The organism is Mesorhizobium sp. P2_D6 (genome assembly GCF_056404315.1).
In genome coordinates, this window is sequence record NZ_JBFUEG010000006.1 from 251,096 (window position 1) to 269,806 (window position 18,711).

The following is an 18,711-nucleotide window of genomic DNA, read 5'->3' on the forward strand; positions in this document are numbered from 1 at the left end:
TGCGGCAAATATCACCGCTGCAGCTTCACCTGCTTAGGGGTTCTGCTGCGGTATTTGGACATGGTGACGGTCAGGTGGCTCTGATCTGAAAAGCCGCTCAGATGAGCAACTTCGGCTATCGACAGCTCGCTTTCGACGAGAAGTTTCTCGGCGAAATCGAGACGCAGCCGCAGCAGATATTTGTGCGGCGGCTCGCCAAAGGTTTTCGTGAATGCCTGGATGAAATGGCTTGGCGAAAGGCCGGAGAGTGCGGCTAGCTCGGCCACCGCGATCTTGCTGGAAAAATTTACGTCCAGGAATTCCCGCACCCGCCGGGCGCTGCGGTTCGACAGACCGCCTTTTGGGCCTTGTGGCAACTTTCGCGCTCCTGCGTAGTTCCGAAGCATATGGACGCCGAACATGGTGACCAGCGAATCGACATAGAACTCGTTTGGAGTTTCCCGATCCGTCAGTTCCACCTTCAGCAACTGCGCGAGTTGCAGCGCCTGGAAATCGACGGTCCCGAACGGCGGCGGTTGAAGCTCGGCATGGCCGGTGCCGAATTCACGCGTTGCCAGCTCGAAGAGACTCTCGGGGGTGAGCGCCACGATTACGCTCTCCGTAGTGGATGACCGGGTCACCTTGCCGCCGAGATCGGCTGGGACGATCACGATCATCCCGACGTCGCCGTCGCATTCGTGGACTTTGTCGCTGCCCAGCGATGCCGCTATCCCGGGTGAGGGCGCTAGCAAAACCGAACCGAAATGTTCCCCCGCTTTGAATGTGTGTGATCCCGGCCCATGAACGGCATGAGCCGCTCCGCCTCGAAAGGTGACCAGGCGCCGCCCCGCGCTTTCGGGGATTCCATCGAAGATGCGCCGATCCGTGCGCCGCCGGTCTGTCCCGGCGCTTTCCAGGACGTCGCCTCCGTGTTGCGTCTTCGTCTCTGTCACAGCCGCGCGCCGATCGATCTAATCCTGTGTTGTACGGAGGTGCCCAGAATTCACGCTTGTTCCTAGGCGTTCTTTCGAACCTTAGAGTCGTTGCTTTATATTGAAAAGGAGATTTTMAGCCGAAATGAAAATTTCGTCAGGATTTGGCCTATAAATCTACAGATTTTGCTCTTTTAGCACGAACTAATCTGACGATTTGCCGATCTTATCTTACCATTTTGTGCCTAGTTGTTGTGCATCGTGCGCCCGCTTTGCAATCCAGCGTTGCATGCAGAATATAGGTCGCGCGGCTATTGCCGAACCTGCTCGGCCTAATGCCGCCATTGCGACGGACCCGCTCCCCGCATGGTGGCCCTTCTCCGACCGGCGCTTTCGAGGATTATGTCCAGGACGAGCCGAGCTACCCGATCGGTGACCGTGCAGTGACCCGATACAGAATTACCCGGTCACGCGGGGCTGCTAAAGATCGCCTCGACGCTTCTCATATAGATCCCAGGACAGCTCAACCATGGCGAGAAGAACATCCTCCCGGCTCCACCCGGCGGCAACCGCGGCTTCGACAATTCCGCGGACGAGCGGCAGCAATTGGCGCTCGCATTCGGCCGACAAATTGACCTCGGCGCTGTCGGCAGGCGGACTATCGAAATCAAATCCCACCATTGGCGTTCCCCCGCCATCAATGATCTAATTAAACGTATATCTCTGCAATTCTATTCCAGCCTAATATACATGCATCCGGGAACGAAATACAGGAGCGCCGGAATTGACGGTTTTGGGTGCGTCGATTGCATCGGCTCCATAGCTCGTCAGGAAGTCTTCCTTGGCCTCCTGCTGCCGGCATTGCATGTCTTGGATGCAGACCCTAGGCGTTCGCGTAAAGCTATCGGAATCTGCCGGAATGTCCCAAATGGATCATCGGCTCACCGGTGACGCATGGAGCGCGAAATCCGGTGCTCAGGCCGCCGAAAATGACGAGGGTTTGGGACGATCCGGACCGGGAAAAGCAGGGACAGCCGGAATCCCACTTCTTGACCCAGAATCGGAAAAGCTGCCGATCAGTTCACCGGGCCGAGCAGGACAGAACCGTCCGGCACGCCGCCGTCGATCGGAATGGCTGTGCGGTTTGCGCTCGCCACCATCGGCTGGCCGATATCGGACGTCACGATGACCGGGCTCTTCGAGGGCACGCGGTCGTAGAGGTCGATGATGTCCTGATTTATCAGGCGCACGCAGCCTGACGAGACGGATTTGCCGATCGAGTTCCATTCCGGCGAGCCGTGCAGGCGGTAGAGCGTGTCGACATTGTCGTGGAACAGATAGAGCGCGCGTGCGCCGAGCGGGTTCTTGAGGCCGCCGGGCATGCCGCCATTCTTGGCGCTGTATTGCTCCAGTTCCGGTTGCCGGGCGACCATCTCATCCGGCGGCGTCCATTTCGGCCATTTCTGCTTCCATTGAACGACGGCGTCTCCCGACCATTCGAAGCCGGCGCGGCCGAGGCCGACGCCGTAACGGATCGCCTGGCCGCCCTCGCGTACAAGATAGAGGAAATGGTTGGTCGTATCGACGATGATGGTGCCCGGTCTCTGGCCGGTCGGATCGGGAACGATCTGGCGCAGGAACTGCGGGTCCATCTTCTTGATCGGGATAGCTGGGAGGTCGAAGCCGCTGTCCGAAATCGGGCCGTACATCGTCGCGTAGTCGCCGAGCGGCGGATCGACATAGGTCGGCGGCGGCTCGACCGGCGCCGGCGCCGGTTCGGTTGTGGTGCAGGCGGAGACCGCAATCGAGGCGGCGCCAAGGGCTGCGGCGTTCAGAAAGCCGCGACGGCTCAGGCGATAGGAGTCGATTTCGGTCTTCAACATGGTTGCCTTTTTTAAGTCTCAAGTCGCAAGAAAGCGTGAATGCTTCCAGGCGGCGCAGTGTTGGTCTCCCCCAATGCCTGGGGCGATAGGCGGTTCCGATTCTGGCCTGAGGGTGGACAAACAAAGGCGAAGCTGTGACCGTCATGCCACTGTTGCTTTGAGGCAACAGAGCCCTTGAGCAGTTCATCGTTTCACAGAAACGCCGACTGCTCTGCGTCTTTCCTTCTGCGCAATTTTCCGGACGGAAAACCGTTTCACACTTTTCCTGGAATTGCTCTAGCCGCCTGTCAACAATCCTTCCAGCGACGGCAGGATCAGCGCCGGCGGGAAGTCCCGGTACTCCTCGGGCTGGTTGGCGCGGTTGATCCACACGGTGCGAAAACCGAATTTGGTCGCGCCGGCAATATCCCAGCGGTTGGAGGACTGGAACGAGACCGCGCCGGGATAGAGACGCCAGCCCGTCGCCACCATGTCGTAGGTCGACGGGTCGGTCTTGAAGCGCTTGACGGCATCGACCGAAAAGATGTCGTCCAGCACCTGGTCGAGGGCCGCCGATTTGACCGCCGCTTCCAGCATCTCGGGCGAGCCGTTGGAGAGGATTGCCAACTTGGCGCCGGACGCTTTGAGCGCCTTCAGAACGGCCGGCACTTCCGGATAGCAGTCGAGCCGCCAATAAGCTTCGAGCAGCTTGGCCTTCAGCCCCTTGTCTGCCGAAGGGACCTTGCGCAAGGCAAAGTCGAGCGCCTGTTCGGTGAGTTGCCAGAAATCGGCATAGCCGCCCATCAGCGTGCGCACCCAGGAATATTCCAGCTGCTTGGCGCGCCAGATTTCCGACAGAAGCTGGCCGTCCGGCCCGATCTCGCCGTCGTGACGGCGCACGGCGGCGTGCACGTCGAACAACGTGCCGTAGGCGTCGAAGACGTAAGCCGCGTAATGCATGGCGACAGTTTTGAGGGCAGGCGGGGCAAGGTGCAAGCATCGATTGCAGACTTGATCGCTTTCTTGGGCTCGCTGGCCTCAACAAAATCCGCCTGATGCCGGTTGACGGCGCCTGCCAAAGCATCTTCCAATGATACCAGACACGCAGCATCGAAGCGGAACCGAGCAATGACACTGGCGACTGCGGCGCAATCGGCGACATGGACCTTCGTCGACGGCGACTGGTACGAAGGCAACGTCGCCATCCTTGGCCCGCGCAGCCATGCCATGTGGCTTGCCACCAGCGTCTTCGATGGCGCCCGCTGGTTCGAGGGCGTCGCCCCCGACCTCGAACTGCATGCCGCCAGGGTGAATGCTTCCGCAATCGCGCTAGGTCTCAAACCGTCGATGAGCGTCGACAAGATCGTCGGTCTGACCTGGGACGGGCTGAAGAAGTTCGACGGCAAGACGGCGGTCTATATCCGGCCGATGTACTGGGCCGAGCACGGCGGCTATATGGGCGTGCCGGCCGATCCGGCATCGACCCGCTTCTGCCTTTGCCTCTACGAATCGCCGATGATCTCGCCGGCCGGCTTTTCGATCACGGTCTCGCCGTTCCGGCGGCCGACGATCGAAACCATGCCGACCAATGCCAAGGCAGGCTGCCTCTACCCCAACAATGGCCGCGCCATTCTCGAAGCCAAGATGCGCGGCTTCGACAATGCACTTGTGCTCGACATGCTGGGCAATGTCGCCGAGACCGGAACCTCCAACATCTTCCTGGTCAAGGACAGCCATGTGCTGACGCCGGCGCCGAACGGCACCTTCCTGTCCGGCATCACCCGCTCGCGCACCATGACGCTGCTTGGCGACTACGGTTTCAAGACCACCGAAAAGATGCTGTCGGTGCGCGATTTTCTCGAGGCCGACGAGATCTTTTCGACCGGAAACCATTCCAAGGTCGTGCCGATCACCCGCATCGAGGACCGCAACCTCCAGCCCGGGCCGGTGGCCAAGAAGGCGCGCGAACTCTATTGGGAATGGGCGCATTCGACGCCTGCCGGCTGAGCCGCCGCCGCTTCGTTTGCTGGGCGTTCTTTTTTGACGCAGCATCCTGTCCGCAAAACCGTGTGACACTTTTCCGGAACCCGCTTAGAAAGGAACCGGCGCTTCATTCCGGAGTTGTTCCAGAACAATCCAGCCCTATCTTAATCCGGTATCCGCACCGGATTTTTCCATGAGGAGTATGACCGATGGCTTTTGAATTGCCCGCCTTGCCCTATGACTACGAGGCCCTGCAGCCCTACATGTCGAAAGAGACGCTGGAGTATCACCACGACAAGCACCACAAGGCCTATGTCGACAACGGCAACAAGCTGGCCGCTGAAGCCGGTCTTGGCGACCTGTCGGTCGAAGAGGTGGTCAAGCAGTCGTTCGGCAAGAATGCCGGCCTCTTCAACAACGCCGCCCAGCACTACAACCACATTCATTTCTGGAAGTGGATGAAGAAGGGCGGCGGCAGCAACAAGCTTCCGGGCGCCCTGCAGAAGGCGGTCGATGCCGACCTCGGCGGCTACGACAAGTTCAAGGCCGACTTCATAGCCGCCGGCACCACCCAGTTCGGTTCGGGCTGGGCCTGGGTCTCGGTCAAGGACGGCAAGTTGGCAATCTCCAAGACGCCGAACGGCGAGAACCCACTGGTCCATGGCGCCTCGCCGATCCTCGGCGTCGATGTCTGGGAGCACTCCTATTACATCGACTATCGCAACGCGCGGCCGAAATATCTCGAGGCCTTCGTCGACAGCCTGATCAACTGGGACCATGTCCTCGAAATGTACGAAAAGGCGAAAGCCTGATCGATCCATAAAGCCCCGGCATCCCCGGGGCTTTTCTTTTTTCAGATCGAAACGGAGGCACACTGCAAAGCGGCAGTTTCCGTGCGGCGAGCACGGAATAATCTCAGCCCGCCATCCGTTAACGTCAGGTCGCGACCTCTCATCATCCTGGAGCCAATTGAATGAGAAAGCTTGTCATCGCCATCTCTATGCTCAGCCTGGCCGCCTCGGCCGCCTTTGCCGACCCGATCCTCGACCGACAGGGACTGATGAAGGAGCGCGGAAAACTCGTCGGCGGCCTGTCGAAAATCGCCAAGGGGGAAGCAGACTTCGATGCCGCCGCCGTGTTGACGGCGCTGCAGGCGCTGCAGGTCAATGCCGAGAAGGTCGATGTCGATGCGCTGTTCCCGGCCGGCAGCGACAGTGGTGACACCACCGCTTCGCCGAAAATCTGGCAAGACATGGCGGGCTTCAAGACCACGAACGAGAAATATGTCGCCGACGTCAAGGCCGCTGTCGCCGCCGCACCTGCCGATGTCGATGCGCTCAAGGCGCAGATCGGCACCCTCGGCAACGATTGCGGCACCTGCCACCAGACCTATCGGGTGAAGAAGGGCTGATCCCGGGCAATGGCCCTGTTGAAAAAACTCGTCGGCGCCGCCCTTGTCCTGGGCGTCGTCGGCGCCGGCGCCGGCTGGTTATTGTCGGCGCCAGTGAAACTCGACACTGAAACCCTGGCACAGCTTGGCCCCGGCGACGCCGCCAGGGGCAAACGCATTTTCTATGCCGCCGGCTGCACCTCCTGTCACGCCAAGCCGGGCTCGCAAGGCGAGGCCCGTCTCCAACTCGTCGGTGGCCTTGAACTCAAGACGCCGTTCGGCACCTTCGTGCCGCCCAACATCTCGCAGGATCCCAAGGACGGCATCGGCGCCTGGACGGTCGAGGACCTCGCCAACGCTATGCTGAAAGGCGTGTCGCCTTCCGGCGAGCATTTCTATCCGGCCTTTCCCTACGCGTCCTACGCCCGCATGAAGCCCGCTGACATTGCCGATCTCTATGCGTTCCTCAAGACGCTGCCGGCGGTCGCCGGCAAGGCGCCGGACAATTCCTTGAGCTTCCCCTTCAACATCCGCCGCGGTCTCGGCTTGTGGAAGCGGCTCTATCTCAGCAACCAACCGGTGATCGCCTTGGCCGACGGCACGCCTGACCCGGTGCTGGCCGGCCGCTATCTGGTCGAGGGACCCGGCCATTGCGGCGAATGCCACACGCCGCGCGACCTCAGCGGCGGCACCAGGAAAAGCCAGTGGCTGGCGGGTGCCACCGCCGCCGAAGGCAGCGGCATCGTGCCGAACATCACCTCGGGCGAGGGCGGCATCGGCGACTGGTCGGAAGCCGACATCACCAATTATCTCGAAACCGGTTTTACGCCCGATTTCGATTCGGTCGGCGGCGCCATGGTCGACGTCCAGCGCAACATGGCCCAGCTGACGCCGGAAGATCGCACGGCAATAGCCGCCTATCTCAAGGCAGTGCCGCCGCATCCCAATGGCTATCCGGCGCGAAGCAAGCCGGCTAAGTGATCCGACTAAAGGTGGCGGTCACCGAGGAAGTCGAAGCCCGTTTCGAAGAAGTGACTGTAATTGCAGGTCAGTTCCTCGCCGGGCGCGATGTCGCGCAAGGCATAGGTCTCCTCGGGCGAGGAAACATCGCAATTCGGTTCGTCGTCATGGTTCATGTAGCGGGCATCGTCGGCTTCGAAGACGATGTAGTTCGGATCGCGGCGGTCGGGATAGGAATAGCGGTCGAGGTAGCTCTTCACCGGCCCGCTCTCGCCCTCATAGGTTTCAACGTTGATCAGCCGGTCAAAGCGCGGGTCGAGCTTCCAGACCAGCGTGCCCTTGGCAATGTGGGTCTTGGCGAAAACACCGATGCCCTGGATCGGCGATTTCTCGAGATAGGTGTCGACGAGCAACATAGTGGCCCCTTTGCGTATGTCATTGTCTTGAAGGTGGCGCGCATTGGGTAGCGCGCAGCCATTACAATTGCGAGTGAAAATGAGCAGCGCGGAATTCAAAAAGTGATGATCGGCACGCCTCGACGGGGCGCGCCTTTCGCTCCGATATCAGCGCTGCTGCAAGGCCAGACGAACGCCCAACGCGCAGTAGATACCGCCGACCACCTTGCCTTGCCATTTCACCACTGATGGATTGCGGCGCAGGAACGTGCCGAGCCGGCCCGCGCTTACGGCAAAGACGACTGTGCTGAAAAGGCCGAGCAGAACAAAGATTATGCCCAACGTCATCAGCTGGAGCATTACCGATCCGTTTTCAGGCCGCACGAACTGGGGCAGGAAGGCGAGGAAGAAAAGCGCGGTCTTTGGATTGAGCACTTCGGTCAAGACAGCCTGTCGAAACGCCTTGCCGGCGGAGATCGCAACCGCTCCGGCAGTAGGGTTGGCCGGTGTTCTCTCGATGATCGCGCGAATGCCGAGGTAAACCAGATACGCCGCGCCAATGTATTTAACGATGCTGAACAGCGTTGCCGACGTGGCGATGATCGCCGAAATGCCGACCATCGCCATGACGGTATGGAACACATCGCCAGCCGCGACGCCGGCGCCCGTCGCGATGCCAACCCGGGTCCCGGAACTCGTCGCTCGCGCCACCGTCAAAAGTGTGGCTGGGCCTGGAATGAACACAAAGCCAAGCACAACCGCCACGTAGGCCGTCAAGGTGGATAGATCGATCATGACGCCTCCTTTGCAATCTCGGCCTTGCCCATCACCTTCAGCGCAAAGGAATAGGTATAGGCGATCTCCTCCAGCCTGGAAAACCGGCCCGACGCGCCGGCATGGCCGGAATCCATGTTGATCTTGAACAGCACCGGATTGGTCCCGCTCTTGCGCTCGCGCAGCCGCGCCACCCACTTGGCCGGTTCCCAATAGGTGACGCGCGGATCGGTGAGGCCGGCCAGCGCCAGGATGGGCGGGTAGTCGTGATCAGCGACATTGTCATAGGGCGAATAGGCGGCGATGATCCGATAGTCCTCCGCTGATGCGATCGGATTGCCCCATTCCGGCCATTCCGGCGGCGTCAGCGGCAAGCTTGCATCGAGCATGGTGGTCATCACATCGACAAAAGGAACCTCGGCAACGATGGCGCCGAAATCGTGCGGCGCCATGTTGGCGATTGCGCCCATCAGCATGCCACCGGCCGAGCCGCCTTGCGCGACGATGCGGTCGTGTTGTGTGTAGCGCTCGGCGACGAGGTGCTGCGCGACAACGATGAAATCGGTGAACGTGTTTATCTTGTGCGCCCGCTTGCCGTCGTCATACCAGCCATAGCCCTTGTCCTTGCCGCCGCGGACATGGGCGATGGCAAAGACAAAGCCCCGGTCGACCAGCGAGAACCAGTTGGTGTTGAAGGCGGCCGGAATGGCGATACCGTAAGAGCCGTAACCGTAGAGCAGGCATGGTGCCGAGCCATCGAGCGGCGTGTCGCGGTGATGCAGGAGCGAGATCGGCACAAGTTCGCCATCGGCGGCGGGCGCCATCAGCCGGCGCGTGACATAGTGCTCCGGATCATGGCCGGAGGGCACTTCCTGGGTCTTCAGGAGCACGCGCTCGCGGCTGCGCATATTGTAGTCGAAGACCTGCGCCGGCGTCGTCATCGACGAATAGGTGAAGCGCATGATCTCGGTGCCGTATTCATAGGATCCCGAAAGGCCGAGCGAGAACGCCTCTTCGTCGAACGAGATCAGGTGTTCCTCGCCGTTGCGGCGGTCGCGCACGACGATGCGCGGCAGGCCCTCCTTGCGCTCGAGTCTGACCATATGGTCCTTGAAGCCAACCACTGACAGGATCAGCCGGCCCGGCTCATGTGCCACCAGCTCTTGCCAGTTCGCGCGCACCGGGTCATCAGCCGGCGCCGTCATGATCTTGAAGTCCTTGGCACCGTCGGCATTGGTGAGGATGAAGAAGATGTCACCGCCTTCTTCCAGATCATATTGCAGGCCAGTCTCGCGCGCCGCCACCAGCTTGGGCTCGGCGACGGGCTCATCGGCGCGCATCAGGCGATATTCCGAGGTTTCGTGATCGTTGATGCCGATCATGATCCATTCATTGGAGCGCGTGCCGCCGACATCCATGAAGAAGCCGGGATCGGTTTCCTCATAGATCAGCCGGTCATTCTCAGGGCTGTCGCCGAGCGCGTGGAACAGCACCTTGGACGGACGATGATTGTCGTCGAGCCTGGTGTAGAAGAAGCCGTCATCGGTAGCATTCCAGGTGCCGCCACCACTGGTGGCGCCTATCTGGTCAGGCAATTCCTTGCCGCTGGTGAGGTCACGCACGCGCAGCGTGAAGAATTCGGAGCCCTTGTCGTCGAACGCCCACAAAAGCTTACGGTGATCGGCCGAATGATCGACGCCGCCGAGGCGGAAATAGGGTTTGCCCTCGGCTTCCGCGTCGCCGTCGAGCAGGATCTGCTCATCGCCGCCATCGCGCGGCATGCGGAAATAGCGTGGCTGTTCGCCGCCAAGCTTGAAGGATGAGCCATAGGCATAGGGGCCATCCTTCATCGGAACCGTCGAATCGTCTTCCTTGATGCGGCCTTTCATCTCGCCGAACAGCTGCTTCTGGAGCTCCAGCGTGTCGCCCATCAGCACTGTCTGATACGCGTTCTCGGCTTCGAGATGGGCGCGGATGCGGCCGTCGAGCAGGGACGGGTCCCTGAACATCGCCTGCCAATTGTCGGCCCTAAGCCAGGCGTAATCGTCGGTGCGGGTAATGCCGTGATGCGTGTCGAAGACAGGGTGTTTCTCAGGATTGGGCGGGCTAGCGGTGGGAAAGGCAGGGGTCTTGGTCATTGCGTCTCACTGAAGAAGTTACTTGAATGGCAAATGAACACGCCGATCAGCGCGGGTTCAAGGGCCGGGATGCATTGGCAGCGGCGGGCTCGGGACGATGAGCCCGGAAGATGTACAGGAGGAGAGGATGACGAATTTCTATGTCAACACCGCTGCGGCTCTCGCCGTCGCTTCGACCGTTCTGGCTTTCACCGGCCAGTCTCATGCAACCGCGTTCGCCGCTTGGCAAGTGGCTGGCGTGCCGTTCGGCGACACGCTCAACGTTCGAAAATATCCGTCCAACGCATCCCAGAAGCAGGCCGCCTATCCCAACGGGACGATCCTGCAGATGACCGGCAAGTGCACGGGAGGGCTCAACCTTCTGGAAATCGCCGGTCGGCCGCACTGGAAGCAGAAACAGGCAATTCGCTACCAATGGTGTCAAGTTTGGCACGACCCGGCGCAAAATGGCGGTTTTGTTGCTGGCTGGGTCTACGGAAAATATCTCGTTCCCTATTGAATCCGGTCTAAAGCAGGTCTTCCTTCGGCGGGCGTCGTAAACACCTTGCAACTTCTGATTTTGTACGAATCCAGCAATTCAGCTATTCGAGCCTACAAAGCATAGGCTAAGCATCGCAATCCACTTTATGAGTCCTTGCTGATTTAGTGATGCATGACCCTACGTCATGCCAGTCCTGGTCCGACCAGAAAATATCGCGAAGTTACAGAGTGCACGAAAGATTGAAGCTGAAGAGCGACTATTCGATGAATATCGTTGAATATAGCGCAAGATGCGAATTGACTTACTTGGTCCGTAGGCTCATTAAGATGCCCGGACGCGAATCCATGAAGCTCTTCCGCGTGAAATTCGCGCCATGCCCGATCTTTCAAAAAGGGCGCAAACAGAAACATCTTTCGTTGGGGCCTGAACACCATGGATATCGTCGAAACACCTTCCAGAAATAGCGATGCGCTGATCGAGTTGACCGCCGATGTGGTGGCCGCCTACGTCAGCAACAATCCCGTGCCAGTCGGCGAACTGCCGAATCTTATCGCCGACGTCCATGCTGCTCTCGGGCGTGTGGGCGGAGCAAGCGAACAGCCTCCTGCCGACAAGCAGAAGCCTGCTGTAAACCCGAAGCGTTCTGTCCATGACGACTACATCGTCTGCCTTGAAGACGGCAAGAAGTTCAAGTCGCTGAAGCGTCATCTGATGACCCACTATGGTCTGACGCCTGATGAATACCGCGAGAAGTGGAATCTCGACGCCAGCTATCCGATGGTTGCCCCCAACTATGCCGCTGCCCGTTCGCAGCTGGCGAAGAAGATGGGCCTCGGACGCAAGCGCAAGGGGCGGTAACACCGGCCCAATTCCACACATCAACGGCGCCTTCGAGGCGCCGTTTTTTGTTTCCGGAATTAAGCGGTCTGCTTGAGTGCCATCTCGGCATCGCGCTTGATGCGCTTGACCATCGAGCGCAGGCCATTGGCCCGCTGCGGCGACAGATGTTCGTCGAGGCCGAGCGACTTCAGCGTTGCCTCGGCGTCGGTTTCCAGGATCTGGCTGGCGGACCGTCCCGAAAACAACGCCAGCATGATGGCGACCAGGCCGCGCACGATATGGGCGTCCGAATCGCCAGTGAAGGTGATGGCGGGATCGGCGCCTGGCGCTCGGCTCGTGGTCAGCCAGACCTGGCTGACGCAGCCGGGCACCTTGTTCACGGCATTGCGTTCGGCGTCGGGAAATGGCGGCAGCGCTTCGCCGAGCTCGATCACATAGCGATAGCGGTCTTCCCACTCGTCGAGCAGGGAAAAGTCGTCGCGGATCGTCTGGATCGTCGTGGCCATTGCTTGGGATATAGTCATCCGCGGCTGCGGCGTCACGGAAAAAGAAGAAAAACCCCGCAGGCGCCGAGAGGTCCGACCGGCCTGCGGTGTCGCTGTAGAGACAGCGGAAACGGTGTTAGTTCTTCGCCACCAGCTTGGCAGGTATGTTGACGGTCGCCGGCAGCACGATGTCCTCGGCGACGCTGCCGGTGGCCAGTGAGGTATCGGGCGACGTCTCGGGCTCGGTGCCCTTGTCGTCTAGCATGGCGGCGGCGATCTTGGCGGTTTCCTTGGCCCGGGCGGTGATCGTATGCATCGCCGACTTGCCGGTCTCGCAGACATCGGGCTTGCGCTCGCAAATGCCGGCGATGTCGCCGACCGCCTCGCGCGCCGCAAACAGTGCCTGGATCGGCCCGACGCTCTCGTGGCCCTCTTCGTCGGAACCGACGCTCAGTGGCAGCGCCAGCAGCACCAGCGAAAACCAGAACGCCATTCTTATCAGAAAGCCCATCGAATTGCCCTCTCGTCCATGACCGGATCATGCGTCCATGCGCCATGACCTCTTTTATCTCAGCGACAATGACACATGACGCGCAAAGGACGGCTTGCTTGCTCAGCGAAAATTTTCCTCAAATTTTAGGCAAATTCGAAACGAAGCATTTTGCAAAGCATTGGTTTCAAACGCCGGCGATTCTCTTCACCTTGCACTAACCATCTAAGCGATTGTTATGAATGGATATATCCAGAGATGCTGGCATGCCGGCGCAGGATTTTGCCGCCGCAGGCACGCCTTTTGCACATAACGCTCCGTTTACTATGGCCGCAAATGACGGTGCATTCTGGCGCCTGCGCCGCAATTTTTGTGGCAGGGAGGTCGTTGTTCCGGTCAGCCTTATTCATTCCTTAAACGCTCGATGCGAGTTTCAAACAAACAAAAACGACCTGCAAAGCAGGGGCAGTCACGACCGGGTGCGAGTGCGTTGAGTTGAGTTTGATAAAGGCCAGATATCTTGAACTGCCTGGCGCGCTGGCGGCCGGTTGCGAACGCATGGTCCATCCGGCCATCGTCGGCCGGGACGACCGCCTGCGCCAGCGCCGGTTCATCGGCATCATGCTTGCCGCTCCGTTCTTTGCCGCGGGTGCTGCGGTGACACTGGTCACCTCGGGCATGGGTGCCGCCGTCACCGTCGCAACAATCTTCGCCGCCTTCGGTCTTTGCTGGTTCGCCGCCTTGCTGGTGGCGGCGTCGGGCAAGATGGCGCTGGCCGCGCAGGTCGCGCTTGCCGCCGGCGGTCTTGCCCTTGCCGGCGCCATAGCGGCAGCGGGCGGCCTGGCGTCGCCGGTTGCGCTGCTGGCTCTGGCGCTGCCATTCGAAGCCTGGTGGATCGCCGGTTCAAAGCGCGCGGCACTTTGGGGCGGCATTTCCGCCCTTGCCGCAGTGCTGCTGCAGCCCTTTGTCGGCACTATCGTCCCGCTCGGCGCGGTGCAAGTCGCGGTGTGGCACTGGCTTCTGCCGCTGGCCTGGGGGCTGACGCTGGTTCCCCGGCTTGCAGCCCTTGGCGATGCGGCACGCGCGCCCGCGCTCCTTCCAAGCGACCGCCTCGAGGACATGATCGACGCCGTTGTCCTGCATGTTGCCCGGCATGGCGAGGTCCTGGATGCCTCGGCCAAGGCGCGCACCATCCTGAAGCTGCCGCCGGAACTGCTTTTCGGCGCCGGCCTGTTTGACCGCATCCATCTGTCCGATCGCGTTGCTTATCTGAGCGCGCTTGCCGACCTGCGCGATGGCGCCCTGGCGCGGCGGCTCGATCTTCGGGTACGGCTGCCGCAGGACGGCAATGCTCCGATGGCCGACAATTACCGGCCATTCCAGCTCGAACTGGTTCGGGCCGAAGAGCAGCAGGAAACCTTCACCCTGCTGCTGCGCGAGAACGACGAGATCGCCGAACTGCGCGACGAGCTTGCCGCCGCCAATGAGGCGGCAGCGTCGGCCGAGGTGGCGAAAGGCCGCTTCCTGGCCGTGGTCAGCCACGAGCTTCGCACGCCGCTCAACGCCATCATCGGTTTTTCCGATATGCTGCTGCACGAGATGTTCGGCGGCTTCAAGGACCCGCGCCAGAAGGAATATGTCGGCCTGGTCAGGGATTCGGGCCAGCATCTGCTTGCCGTCGTCACCTCGATCCTGGACGTCTCGAGGATCGAGGCCGGCGCCTACGCAACCGAGCCCGAACCGTTCCGCTTCATCGAGGCGGTCGAGATGTGCCGGTCGATGATGAAGTTGCAGGCCAACGCCAAGAATATCGACCTCCAGGCGCAGATTGCGCCGGACGCCGGCGAGATCAATGCCGACCGTCGCGCCGTGCAGCAGATCCTGATCAACCTCGTCTCCAATGCGATCAAGTTTACGCCAGATGGCGGCGATGTCGTCGTCGGCGCCAAGCGGATCGGCACGCGGCTGCATTTCTGGGTCAGGGACACCGGCATCGGTATCGCCGAAGAGGATTTCGCCAATCTCGGCAAGCCGTTCATGCAGATCCAGAACGACTATACGCGCCGCTTTGAGGGCACCGGGCTCGGCCTGTCGCTGGTCAAGGGCCTGGCGGCCTTGCACGACGGCACGATGTCGATCGAGAGCATGCCGGGCGAGGGGACCACGGTCACGATCAGCCTGCCGGTGAACGGGCCGAAGAAGCGCGCGACCGACAGGAACGGCGTGCTGCCGATGCCCGCGACCAGGACAAAGGGCGACGCGAAAGGGGACAGGAATGGCTCGCTCCGCAAAACAGCCTAAGGCGGTCAAGCGCCGCAGCGGCGCTTTCGAGGCCGGCGCGATTGCGCTCGGCGGCGCGATCTCGCGCAATCCGGTCCTGGTCGGCGGCTCGACAGCCTTTCTGGTGACGCTGTTCTACGTTTCCGCCAACGCGCTGTGGTACCAGCCGTTTCCGCATGCCGGTGCCTTCTTCGCCACTCGCAGCATCGAGGGTTTTCCGCACCCCGGCACGGACGAACCCGAAACCACCATCAACATACTGCGGCCTGGCCCGGCGCCGGCCAAGAGCGACCCGACGGTCGAGCAGGTGCAAGGCATCCTCAAGGACCTCGATTTCTACACCGGCACCGTGGACGGCATTTCCGGGCCGAATACCCAGAAGGCCATCCAGGCCTACCAGCAGAAGGTCGGTCTGCCGGCATCCGGCGAGATCGACGCCGTCCTGCTCGACCAGCTCGGCGCCAGGCAGACGACGGCCGGTATTCCCCATCCGGCGCCACGGCCCGTGGATATGGCCGCTGCTCCCGCTGCCGCGCCGGAGGCTGCCCCCGCGCCAATTCCGGTCTCAGCACCGGCATCCGCCCAGGCGCCCGATCCCCGCATCGTCAAGATCCAGGCCGGGTTGAAGGCATTCGGCAATGACGACATGCAGCTCGACGGCGTCGTCGGCGCCCGCACCAAGGCCGCGATCAAGGAATTCCAGTCGCTGTTCGGCCTGCCACAGACCGGCGAGCCGGACGAGGTCGTCTACGTCAAGATGCGCGAGATTGGGCTGACCAACTGACGAGACGACCGCTCGCGGATCGGCGAAAATCCGGTTAAGACGCTGCGCATGTCCTCCGGAACCCTCCCATGCGCGTAACCACTGATCTTTGGGTGTCGGCCCTGCTGCGCCGTGTGTTCGGCGCCGGCGGCTTTGCGGCCGTCGTCAAGCGCGGCGCGACGGAGGCCGGCACTGTCTTCGTGCTGTCGCGCGGCCGGCTGGGCGAGGTCTCCCTGTTCGGCCCGGCGCCGCAGACGAGCTACGATTCGGCCAAACCGGATGACCGGTTTTTCACGCTGCTCGGCTCTGGTGAAGACGCCAGCGTGCTCGACGCCAGGCTGGAGCGAGAGAAAAAATTCGATCCCGATATCTGGGTGGTCGAGATCGAGGCCGGTTCGGTTCCCGTCGAGGAGCTTCTCGCCGTCAAGATGCCTTGAGGCTGGCCTTTTCGCCATCCGGCACCTGGTCGGCGTTCGCGGCGGCGGGTGCGTTGCCGCGCACCGCTCGCGACACTGTTTCGGCCTTCCAGCCGCGGAGCTTTTCGAGAGCCGCCTCGTGGTGCAGCAGCCGGTAGCGGTCGAGGAAGATACGGATCGCCTGCGGGTGCGGGAACTCCCGGGGGTAGACCGCGACCGTGATCAGGAACGCCCTGTCCTCGCTGAGGTCGAGCGCCCGCAAGGCGGCAAGCAGCGAGAGGTAGCTCGACTGTTCGGTCAGCGCGCGCGCCGTCGAAAAGTCGATGTCGAGCGCGTCGGCAAGCGCGGTCTGGAAGAAAGCGGCGTTGCCGGTCAGCGCCGTCTCCCGCAGCTTGCCGTAGGTTGCTAAGCCGACGAAGGGATTGACCGATGTCGCCTCGCCCTCGGCGACCATCATCGAGCGTAGCCGGCGCCTGGCGTTTTCGGCAGCGCTGCCGGGCAGTTTGGGTGGACTGGGAGCGGTGGGAGCGGATTCGGCGCTGTCGCCCGCCACTTCGGCGATAGGCTCGGGCTGCCGCACCCGCACCAGGGTTGGTTTCTCCAGCGCCTTGATCAGCTGCGCGATGGTCGGGTTCAAATCCTTGCGGCGGGCAATGGCGCGCGCGTGCGGCAGGCCGTGACGGCCGATCAGCGCAATCAGGTCGATATCGCTCAGGGCGCGGGAACGGACCAGCAAGGGCGCGCAGACATCGACCGGCTCTTCGCAAAGCCGCCGCACCAGGGCAGTCGGCGCATATTCGCATTCGGAGAGGGCGGCGGCGACATAGCGGCGCGATTCGACCGACACACTGTCGAACAGCGGCAGCGTCAAATCCTCGAGCTGGGCGATCTCGCGACGCGACGGGCGGGTCAGCGAGCAGAACGCCGACACCGCGGCGCGAAACAGCCTTTCGGCTTTTCCCGACTCCGTCCGTATAGCGATTTGCCTGAAATCCGAAACTGACACGGAAGATACGCCCGACACTCGACACGACCCGGACCATGCTCAACCGCAACTGTGTCGGTTTCGCGTGAGGCCTGGAACAAACATCAAATTAGCGGCGATCCGTTAGCGCTCCGTTAACCCTCTGCCTGCCTTAATCACATTTGGAGGCGTTGCGTTGTGCTCCGGGGCAACCGAGAGGAATACGCGAACCATGGGCATGGTACTGTCTTTTGTGCCGCGACGGGCACCAGTCAATCGAGCAGTTCAGGACACCGGCACGCCGGCGGCGGTGATCATTTTCCCCGGCGTCCGCTACGAGCATCCGCCGGTGGCGGGCGGGGCGCGGCCGGCCGGTTCGGACAAGCCAGGCACACCAAACATGCCTGTTCCGCACCACTGAGCCGCCTCCTGATCAGGGCTGAAAATCAGTAGTCCTGCAGCTCGCAGGAACTCTGGTCCAGAAACTGCGACACAACCGGCTTCCAGCTGTCGTCAGGCACGAAGGCGCGGATGACGAAGATGCCTTCCTCGATCGGCGCTTCGACGAATATCGCCCCTTGCAGGTCTTCCGGAAGCTCCCGGCGCACGTCGATCATCTGTGCCGGCGTCAGCACCACGGTGTCGAGCTTGTTGCCGGTCGCTGTGTGGTCGTTGAAGGAATAGAAATTGTGGCCGTTGCGGTCGTAGACCGAGACCGACCAGAACGGTACGCTGCCCGGCGCCTTGATGCGCACCACGCCTTCGGCAAGGTCGAAGCGGCAGGCGGCGGCGTAAAACAGCGGATCGACCGACTTGACCACCGGCGCGCCGCCGGCCTCGGCGTCGAGCCTGGTCATCTTGTAGAGGTCTGAAGCCATCGCCAGCCGCGACCAGGCGTCGCGCTCGGTAAACTCCGGCACCAGCAAAAGCACCACGATGTGGACGATGCCGGCACCGAGCAGGCCGAGCAGGATCGCGTGCAGCAGCCTACGCATTGCAGCCCGCCTTGACGATACGGGGCAGCGTCACGTCGGAAAGGCCGGTGCTTGAGGCGATCGGCGTGTCGTAGAAGGTGAGCACAAAATACATCCGGCCAAAGCCTTCGGTCAGAAGCCAGTTGCCGGGCGCCGGGCGATTGCCGACGGCAATGATCACCGAATTGTCGGGCTGGCGCAGCACCTGGTAGGATTGCAGCGCCGCCAGGCGCGGTTTGCCGGTGTCGACCACGCCGAGCGACTGATCGGCGGCATAAAGCGTCCAGAACCGGGCGGTCGGGAAACTGCCTTCGATCCTGTAGTCGCATTGCCGCTGAAGCTCATCGCCGGCCGCATCGCGTTCGGCGATGAAGGACAAGCCTTCCGCCTTGCCGAGCGCCAGTACGCCCTCGCGCGCCACGCGCGCCTTCGAATAGGGGTCGGCATCTTGCGTGCCGATCTCGGGGAAGGCGGTCCATTGGCCGATGCTGATCGCGCCGACACCGCTCTGCGCCTGCAGCGCATACCAGACGCTGCCGCCGCCGCCGCCGATGGCAATGGCAAGCGAAAGCAGCGTGAAAAAGGCGGTCTTGAGCATGAAGAAC

Annotated in this window: 22 protein-coding genes; 10 read left to right on the plus strand and 12 right to left on the minus strand. The window is 61.7% G+C overall.

Going from position 1 to position 18,711, the window contains the following annotated elements:
- Positions 1 to 11: 11 nt before the first annotated feature.
- The 4 genes from AC1D1L_RS15540 to AC1D1L_RS15555 all read right to left on the minus strand — a co-directional run bounded on the left by AC1D1L_RS15540 (position 12) and on the right by AC1D1L_RS15555 (position 3,733).
- The gene (locus AC1D1L_RS15540; protein WP_477342467.1) at positions 12 to 656 is read right to left on the minus strand and encodes a helix-turn-helix domain-containing protein; all 645 of its coding nucleotides are present in this window, start codon (positions 654 to 656) and stop codon (positions 12 to 14) included.
- Positions 657 to 1,391: 735 nt separating this feature from the next.
- Positions 1,392 to 1,592 (minus strand): hypothetical protein, encoded by a 201-nt coding sequence (locus AC1D1L_RS15545; protein WP_352584834.1) that lies wholly within the window; start codon positions 1,590 to 1,592, stop codon positions 1,392 to 1,394.
- Between the two features lie 395 nt (positions 1,593 to 1,987).
- Entirely contained in the window at positions 1,988 to 2,794 is an 807-nt protein-coding gene (locus tag AC1D1L_RS15550) for a L,D-transpeptidase (protein ID WP_477342468.1), read from the minus strand.
- 276 nt (positions 2,795 to 3,070) lie between these two features.
- Complete coding sequence (locus AC1D1L_RS15555) at positions 3,071 to 3,733, minus strand: haloacid dehalogenase type II (protein WP_142866649.1); 663 nt, start codon at positions 3,731 to 3,733, stop codon at positions 3,071 to 3,073.
- Between the two features lie 168 nt (positions 3,734 to 3,901).
- Between AC1D1L_RS15555 and AC1D1L_RS15560 the strand changes: the two genes are divergently transcribed.
- From AC1D1L_RS15560 to AC1D1L_RS15575, 4 genes are all read left to right on the plus strand, one after another.
- Positions 3,902 to 4,780, plus strand: coding sequence for a branched-chain amino acid aminotransferase (locus tag AC1D1L_RS15560; protein ID WP_112564120.1), 879 nt, complete (start codon positions 3,902 to 3,904; stop codon positions 4,778 to 4,780).
- Positions 4,781 to 4,965: 185 nt separating this feature from the next.
- Positions 4,966 to 5,568 (plus strand): superoxide dismutase, encoded by a 603-nt coding sequence (locus AC1D1L_RS15565; RefSeq protein ID WP_477342469.1) that lies wholly within the window; start codon positions 4,966 to 4,968, stop codon positions 5,566 to 5,568.
- A 161-nt stretch (positions 5,569 to 5,729) separates the two neighbouring features.
- On the plus strand, positions 5,730 to 6,167 hold the full coding sequence (locus tag AC1D1L_RS15570) for a cytochrome c (protein WP_112564124.1): 438 nt from the start codon (positions 5,730 to 5,732) through the stop codon (positions 6,165 to 6,167).
- Between the two features lie 9 nt (positions 6,168 to 6,176).
- Complete coding sequence (locus AC1D1L_RS15575) at positions 6,177 to 7,127, plus strand: cytochrome c (protein WP_477342470.1); 951 nt, start codon at positions 6,177 to 6,179, stop codon at positions 7,125 to 7,127.
- A gap of 5 nt (positions 7,128 to 7,132) precedes the next feature.
- On the opposite strand, the gene AC1D1L_RS15580 is transcribed toward AC1D1L_RS15575, so the two are convergent.
- The 3 genes from AC1D1L_RS15580 to AC1D1L_RS15590 all read right to left on the minus strand — a co-directional run bounded on the left by AC1D1L_RS15580 (position 7,133) and on the right by AC1D1L_RS15590 (position 10,413).
- A complete protein-coding gene (locus AC1D1L_RS15580) occupies positions 7,133 to 7,522 on the minus strand; it encodes an SET domain-containing protein (protein ID WP_477342471.1) in 390 nt (129 codons plus the stop codon).
- A 147-nt stretch (positions 7,523 to 7,669) separates the two neighbouring features.
- On the minus strand, positions 7,670 to 8,296 hold the full coding sequence (locus AC1D1L_RS15585; protein WP_477342472.1) for a LysE family translocator: 627 nt from the start codon (positions 8,294 to 8,296) through the stop codon (positions 7,670 to 7,672).
- On the minus strand, positions 8,293 to 10,413 hold the full coding sequence (locus AC1D1L_RS15590; RefSeq protein WP_477342473.1) for a S9 family peptidase: 2,121 nt from the start codon (positions 10,411 to 10,413) through the stop codon (positions 8,293 to 8,295). Before AC1D1L_RS15590 ends, AC1D1L_RS15585 begins: the two co-directional genes overlap by 4 nt.
- 127 nt (positions 10,414 to 10,540) lie before the next feature.
- Here AC1D1L_RS15590 and AC1D1L_RS15595 point away from each other — a divergent pair, with 127 nt between their 5' ends.
- Positions 10,541 to 10,912: an SH3 domain-containing protein gene (locus tag AC1D1L_RS15595; protein WP_477342474.1), complete on the plus strand. Its 372-nt coding sequence runs from the start codon at positions 10,541 to 10,543 to the stop codon at positions 10,910 to 10,912.
- A 414-nt stretch (positions 10,913 to 11,326) separates the two neighbouring features.
- The gene (locus AC1D1L_RS15600) at positions 11,327 to 11,752 is read left to right on the plus strand and encodes a Ros/MucR family transcriptional regulator (RefSeq protein WP_023673680.1); all 426 of its coding nucleotides are present in this window, start codon (positions 11,327 to 11,329) and stop codon (positions 11,750 to 11,752) included.
- Between the two features lie 59 nt (positions 11,753 to 11,811).
- Here AC1D1L_RS15600 and AC1D1L_RS15605 read toward each other — a convergent pair whose 3' ends face one another.
- A complete protein-coding gene (locus tag AC1D1L_RS15605; RefSeq protein ID WP_477302932.1) occupies positions 11,812 to 12,240 on the minus strand; it encodes a SufE family protein in 429 nt (142 codons plus the stop codon).
- Between the two features lie 115 nt (positions 12,241 to 12,355).
- Entirely contained in the window at positions 12,356 to 12,730 is a 375-nt protein-coding gene (locus tag AC1D1L_RS15610; RefSeq protein ID WP_142866640.1) for a DUF5330 domain-containing protein, read from the minus strand.
- Positions 12,731 to 12,975: 245 nt separating this feature from the next.
- Here AC1D1L_RS15610 and AC1D1L_RS15615 point away from each other — a divergent pair, with 245 nt between their 5' ends.
- The 4 genes from AC1D1L_RS15615 to AC1D1L_RS15630 all read left to right on the plus strand — a co-directional run bounded on the left by AC1D1L_RS15615 (position 12,976) and on the right by AC1D1L_RS15630 (position 16,189).
- Positions 12,976 to 13,203: a hypothetical protein gene (locus AC1D1L_RS15615; protein WP_477342475.1), complete on the plus strand. Its 228-nt coding sequence runs from the start codon at positions 12,976 to 12,978 to the stop codon at positions 13,201 to 13,203.
- A gap of 64 nt (positions 13,204 to 13,267) precedes the next feature.
- Positions 13,268 to 15,010 (plus strand): PAS domain-containing sensor histidine kinase, encoded by a 1,743-nt coding sequence (locus AC1D1L_RS15620; protein ID WP_477342566.1) that lies wholly within the window; start codon positions 13,268 to 13,270, stop codon positions 15,008 to 15,010.
- The gene (locus AC1D1L_RS15625; RefSeq protein ID WP_477342476.1) at positions 14,985 to 15,773 is read left to right on the plus strand and encodes a peptidoglycan-binding domain-containing protein; all 789 of its coding nucleotides are present in this window, start codon (positions 14,985 to 14,987) and stop codon (positions 15,771 to 15,773) included. Before AC1D1L_RS15620 ends, AC1D1L_RS15625 begins: the two co-directional genes overlap by 26 nt.
- 68 nt (positions 15,774 to 15,841) lie before the next feature.
- Entirely contained in the window at positions 15,842 to 16,189 is a 348-nt protein-coding gene (locus AC1D1L_RS15630; RefSeq protein WP_477342477.1) for a DUF1491 family protein, read from the plus strand.
- Here the strand turns inward: AC1D1L_RS15630 and AC1D1L_RS15635 are convergent.
- The 3 genes from AC1D1L_RS15635 to AC1D1L_RS15645 form a co-directional block, all read right to left on the minus strand.
- A complete protein-coding gene (locus AC1D1L_RS15635; protein ID WP_477342478.1) occupies positions 16,176 to 17,174 on the minus strand; it encodes a hypothetical protein in 999 nt (332 codons plus the stop codon). The two genes, AC1D1L_RS15630 and AC1D1L_RS15635, sit on opposite strands and share 14 nt — an antisense overlap.
- A gap of 404 nt (positions 17,175 to 17,578) precedes the next feature.
- Positions 17,579 to 18,127, minus strand: coding sequence for a DUF1254 domain-containing protein (locus tag AC1D1L_RS15640; RefSeq protein WP_352584857.1), 549 nt, complete (start codon positions 18,125 to 18,127; stop codon positions 17,579 to 17,581).
- Positions 18,120 to 18,704, minus strand: coding sequence for a DUF1214 domain-containing protein (locus AC1D1L_RS15645; protein WP_112564152.1), 585 nt, complete (start codon positions 18,702 to 18,704; stop codon positions 18,120 to 18,122). The genes AC1D1L_RS15640 and AC1D1L_RS15645 overlap by 8 nt, the downstream gene beginning before the upstream one ends.
- Between the last annotated feature and the right edge of the window lie 7 nt (positions 18,705 to 18,711).

What these genes read in the sequence shown, in the direction of transcription:
- AC1D1L_RS15560 (WP_112564120.1), top strand. Translation starts at nt 3,902, where the DNA reads ATGACACTGGCGACTGCGGCGCAATCGGCGACATGGACCTTCGTCGAC.
- AC1D1L_RS15610 (WP_142866640.1), bottom strand. Translation starts at nt 12,730, where the DNA reads ATGGGCTTTCTGATAAGAATGGCGTTCTGGTTTTCGCTGGTGCTGCTG.
- AC1D1L_RS15565 (WP_477342469.1), top strand. Translation starts at nt 4,966, where the DNA reads ATGGCTTTTGAATTGCCCGCCTTGCCCTATGACTACGAGGCCCTGCAG.
- AC1D1L_RS15600 (WP_023673680.1), top strand. Translation starts at nt 11,327, where the DNA reads ATGGATATCGTCGAAACACCTTCCAGAAATAGCGATGCGCTGATCGAG.
- AC1D1L_RS15605 (WP_477302932.1), bottom strand. Translation starts at nt 12,240, where the DNA reads ATGGCCACGACGATCCAGACGATCCGCGACGACTTTTCCCTGCTCGAC.
- AC1D1L_RS15580 (WP_477342471.1), bottom strand. Translation starts at nt 7,522, where the DNA reads ATGTTGCTCGTCGACACCTATCTCGAGAAATCGCCGATCCAGGGCATC.
- AC1D1L_RS15645 (WP_112564152.1), bottom strand. Translation starts at nt 18,704, where the DNA reads ATGCTCAAGACCGCCTTTTTCACGCTGCTTTCGCTTGCCATTGCCATC.
- AC1D1L_RS15550 (WP_477342468.1), bottom strand. Translation starts at nt 2,794, where the DNA reads ATGTTGAAGACCGAAATCGACTCCTATCGCCTGAGCCGTCGCGGCTTT.
- AC1D1L_RS15615 (WP_477342475.1), top strand. Translation starts at nt 12,976, where the DNA reads ATGCCGGCGCAGGATTTTGCCGCCGCAGGCACGCCTTTTGCACATAAC.
- AC1D1L_RS15625 (WP_477342476.1), top strand. Translation starts at nt 14,985, where the DNA reads ATGGCTCGCTCCGCAAAACAGCCTAAGGCGGTCAAGCGCCGCAGCGGC.
- AC1D1L_RS15595 (WP_477342474.1), top strand. Translation starts at nt 10,541, where the DNA reads ATGACGAATTTCTATGTCAACACCGCTGCGGCTCTCGCCGTCGCTTCG.
- AC1D1L_RS15540 (WP_477342467.1), bottom strand. Translation starts at nt 656, where the DNA reads ATGATCGTGATCGTCCCAGCCGATCTCGGCGGCAAGGTGACCCGGTCA.
- AC1D1L_RS15585 (WP_477342472.1), bottom strand. Translation starts at nt 8,296, where the DNA reads ATGATCGATCTATCCACCTTGACGGCCTACGTGGCGGTTGTGCTTGGC.
- AC1D1L_RS15620 (WP_477342566.1), top strand. Translation starts at nt 13,268, where the DNA reads ATGGTCCATCCGGCCATCGTCGGCCGGGACGACCGCCTGCGCCAGCGC.
- AC1D1L_RS15555 (WP_142866649.1), bottom strand. Translation starts at nt 3,733, where the DNA reads ATGCATTACGCGGCTTACGTCTTCGACGCCTACGGCACGTTGTTCGAC.
- AC1D1L_RS15545 (WP_352584834.1), bottom strand. Translation starts at nt 1,592, where the DNA reads ATGGTGGGATTTGATTTCGATAGTCCGCCTGCCGACAGCGCCGAGGTC.
- AC1D1L_RS15575 (WP_477342470.1), top strand. Translation starts at nt 6,177, where the DNA reads ATGGCCCTGTTGAAAAAACTCGTCGGCGCCGCCCTTGTCCTGGGCGTC.
- AC1D1L_RS15590 (WP_477342473.1), bottom strand. Translation starts at nt 10,413, where the DNA reads ATGACCAAGACCCCTGCCTTTCCCACCGCTAGCCCGCCCAATCCTGAG.
- AC1D1L_RS15640 (WP_352584857.1), bottom strand. Translation starts at nt 18,127, where the DNA reads ATGCGTAGGCTGCTGCACGCGATCCTGCTCGGCCTGCTCGGTGCCGGC.
- AC1D1L_RS15570 (WP_112564124.1), top strand. Translation starts at nt 5,730, where the DNA reads ATGAGAAAGCTTGTCATCGCCATCTCTATGCTCAGCCTGGCCGCCTCG.
- AC1D1L_RS15630 (WP_477342477.1), top strand. Translation starts at nt 15,842, where the DNA reads ATGCGCGTAACCACTGATCTTTGGGTGTCGGCCCTGCTGCGCCGTGTG.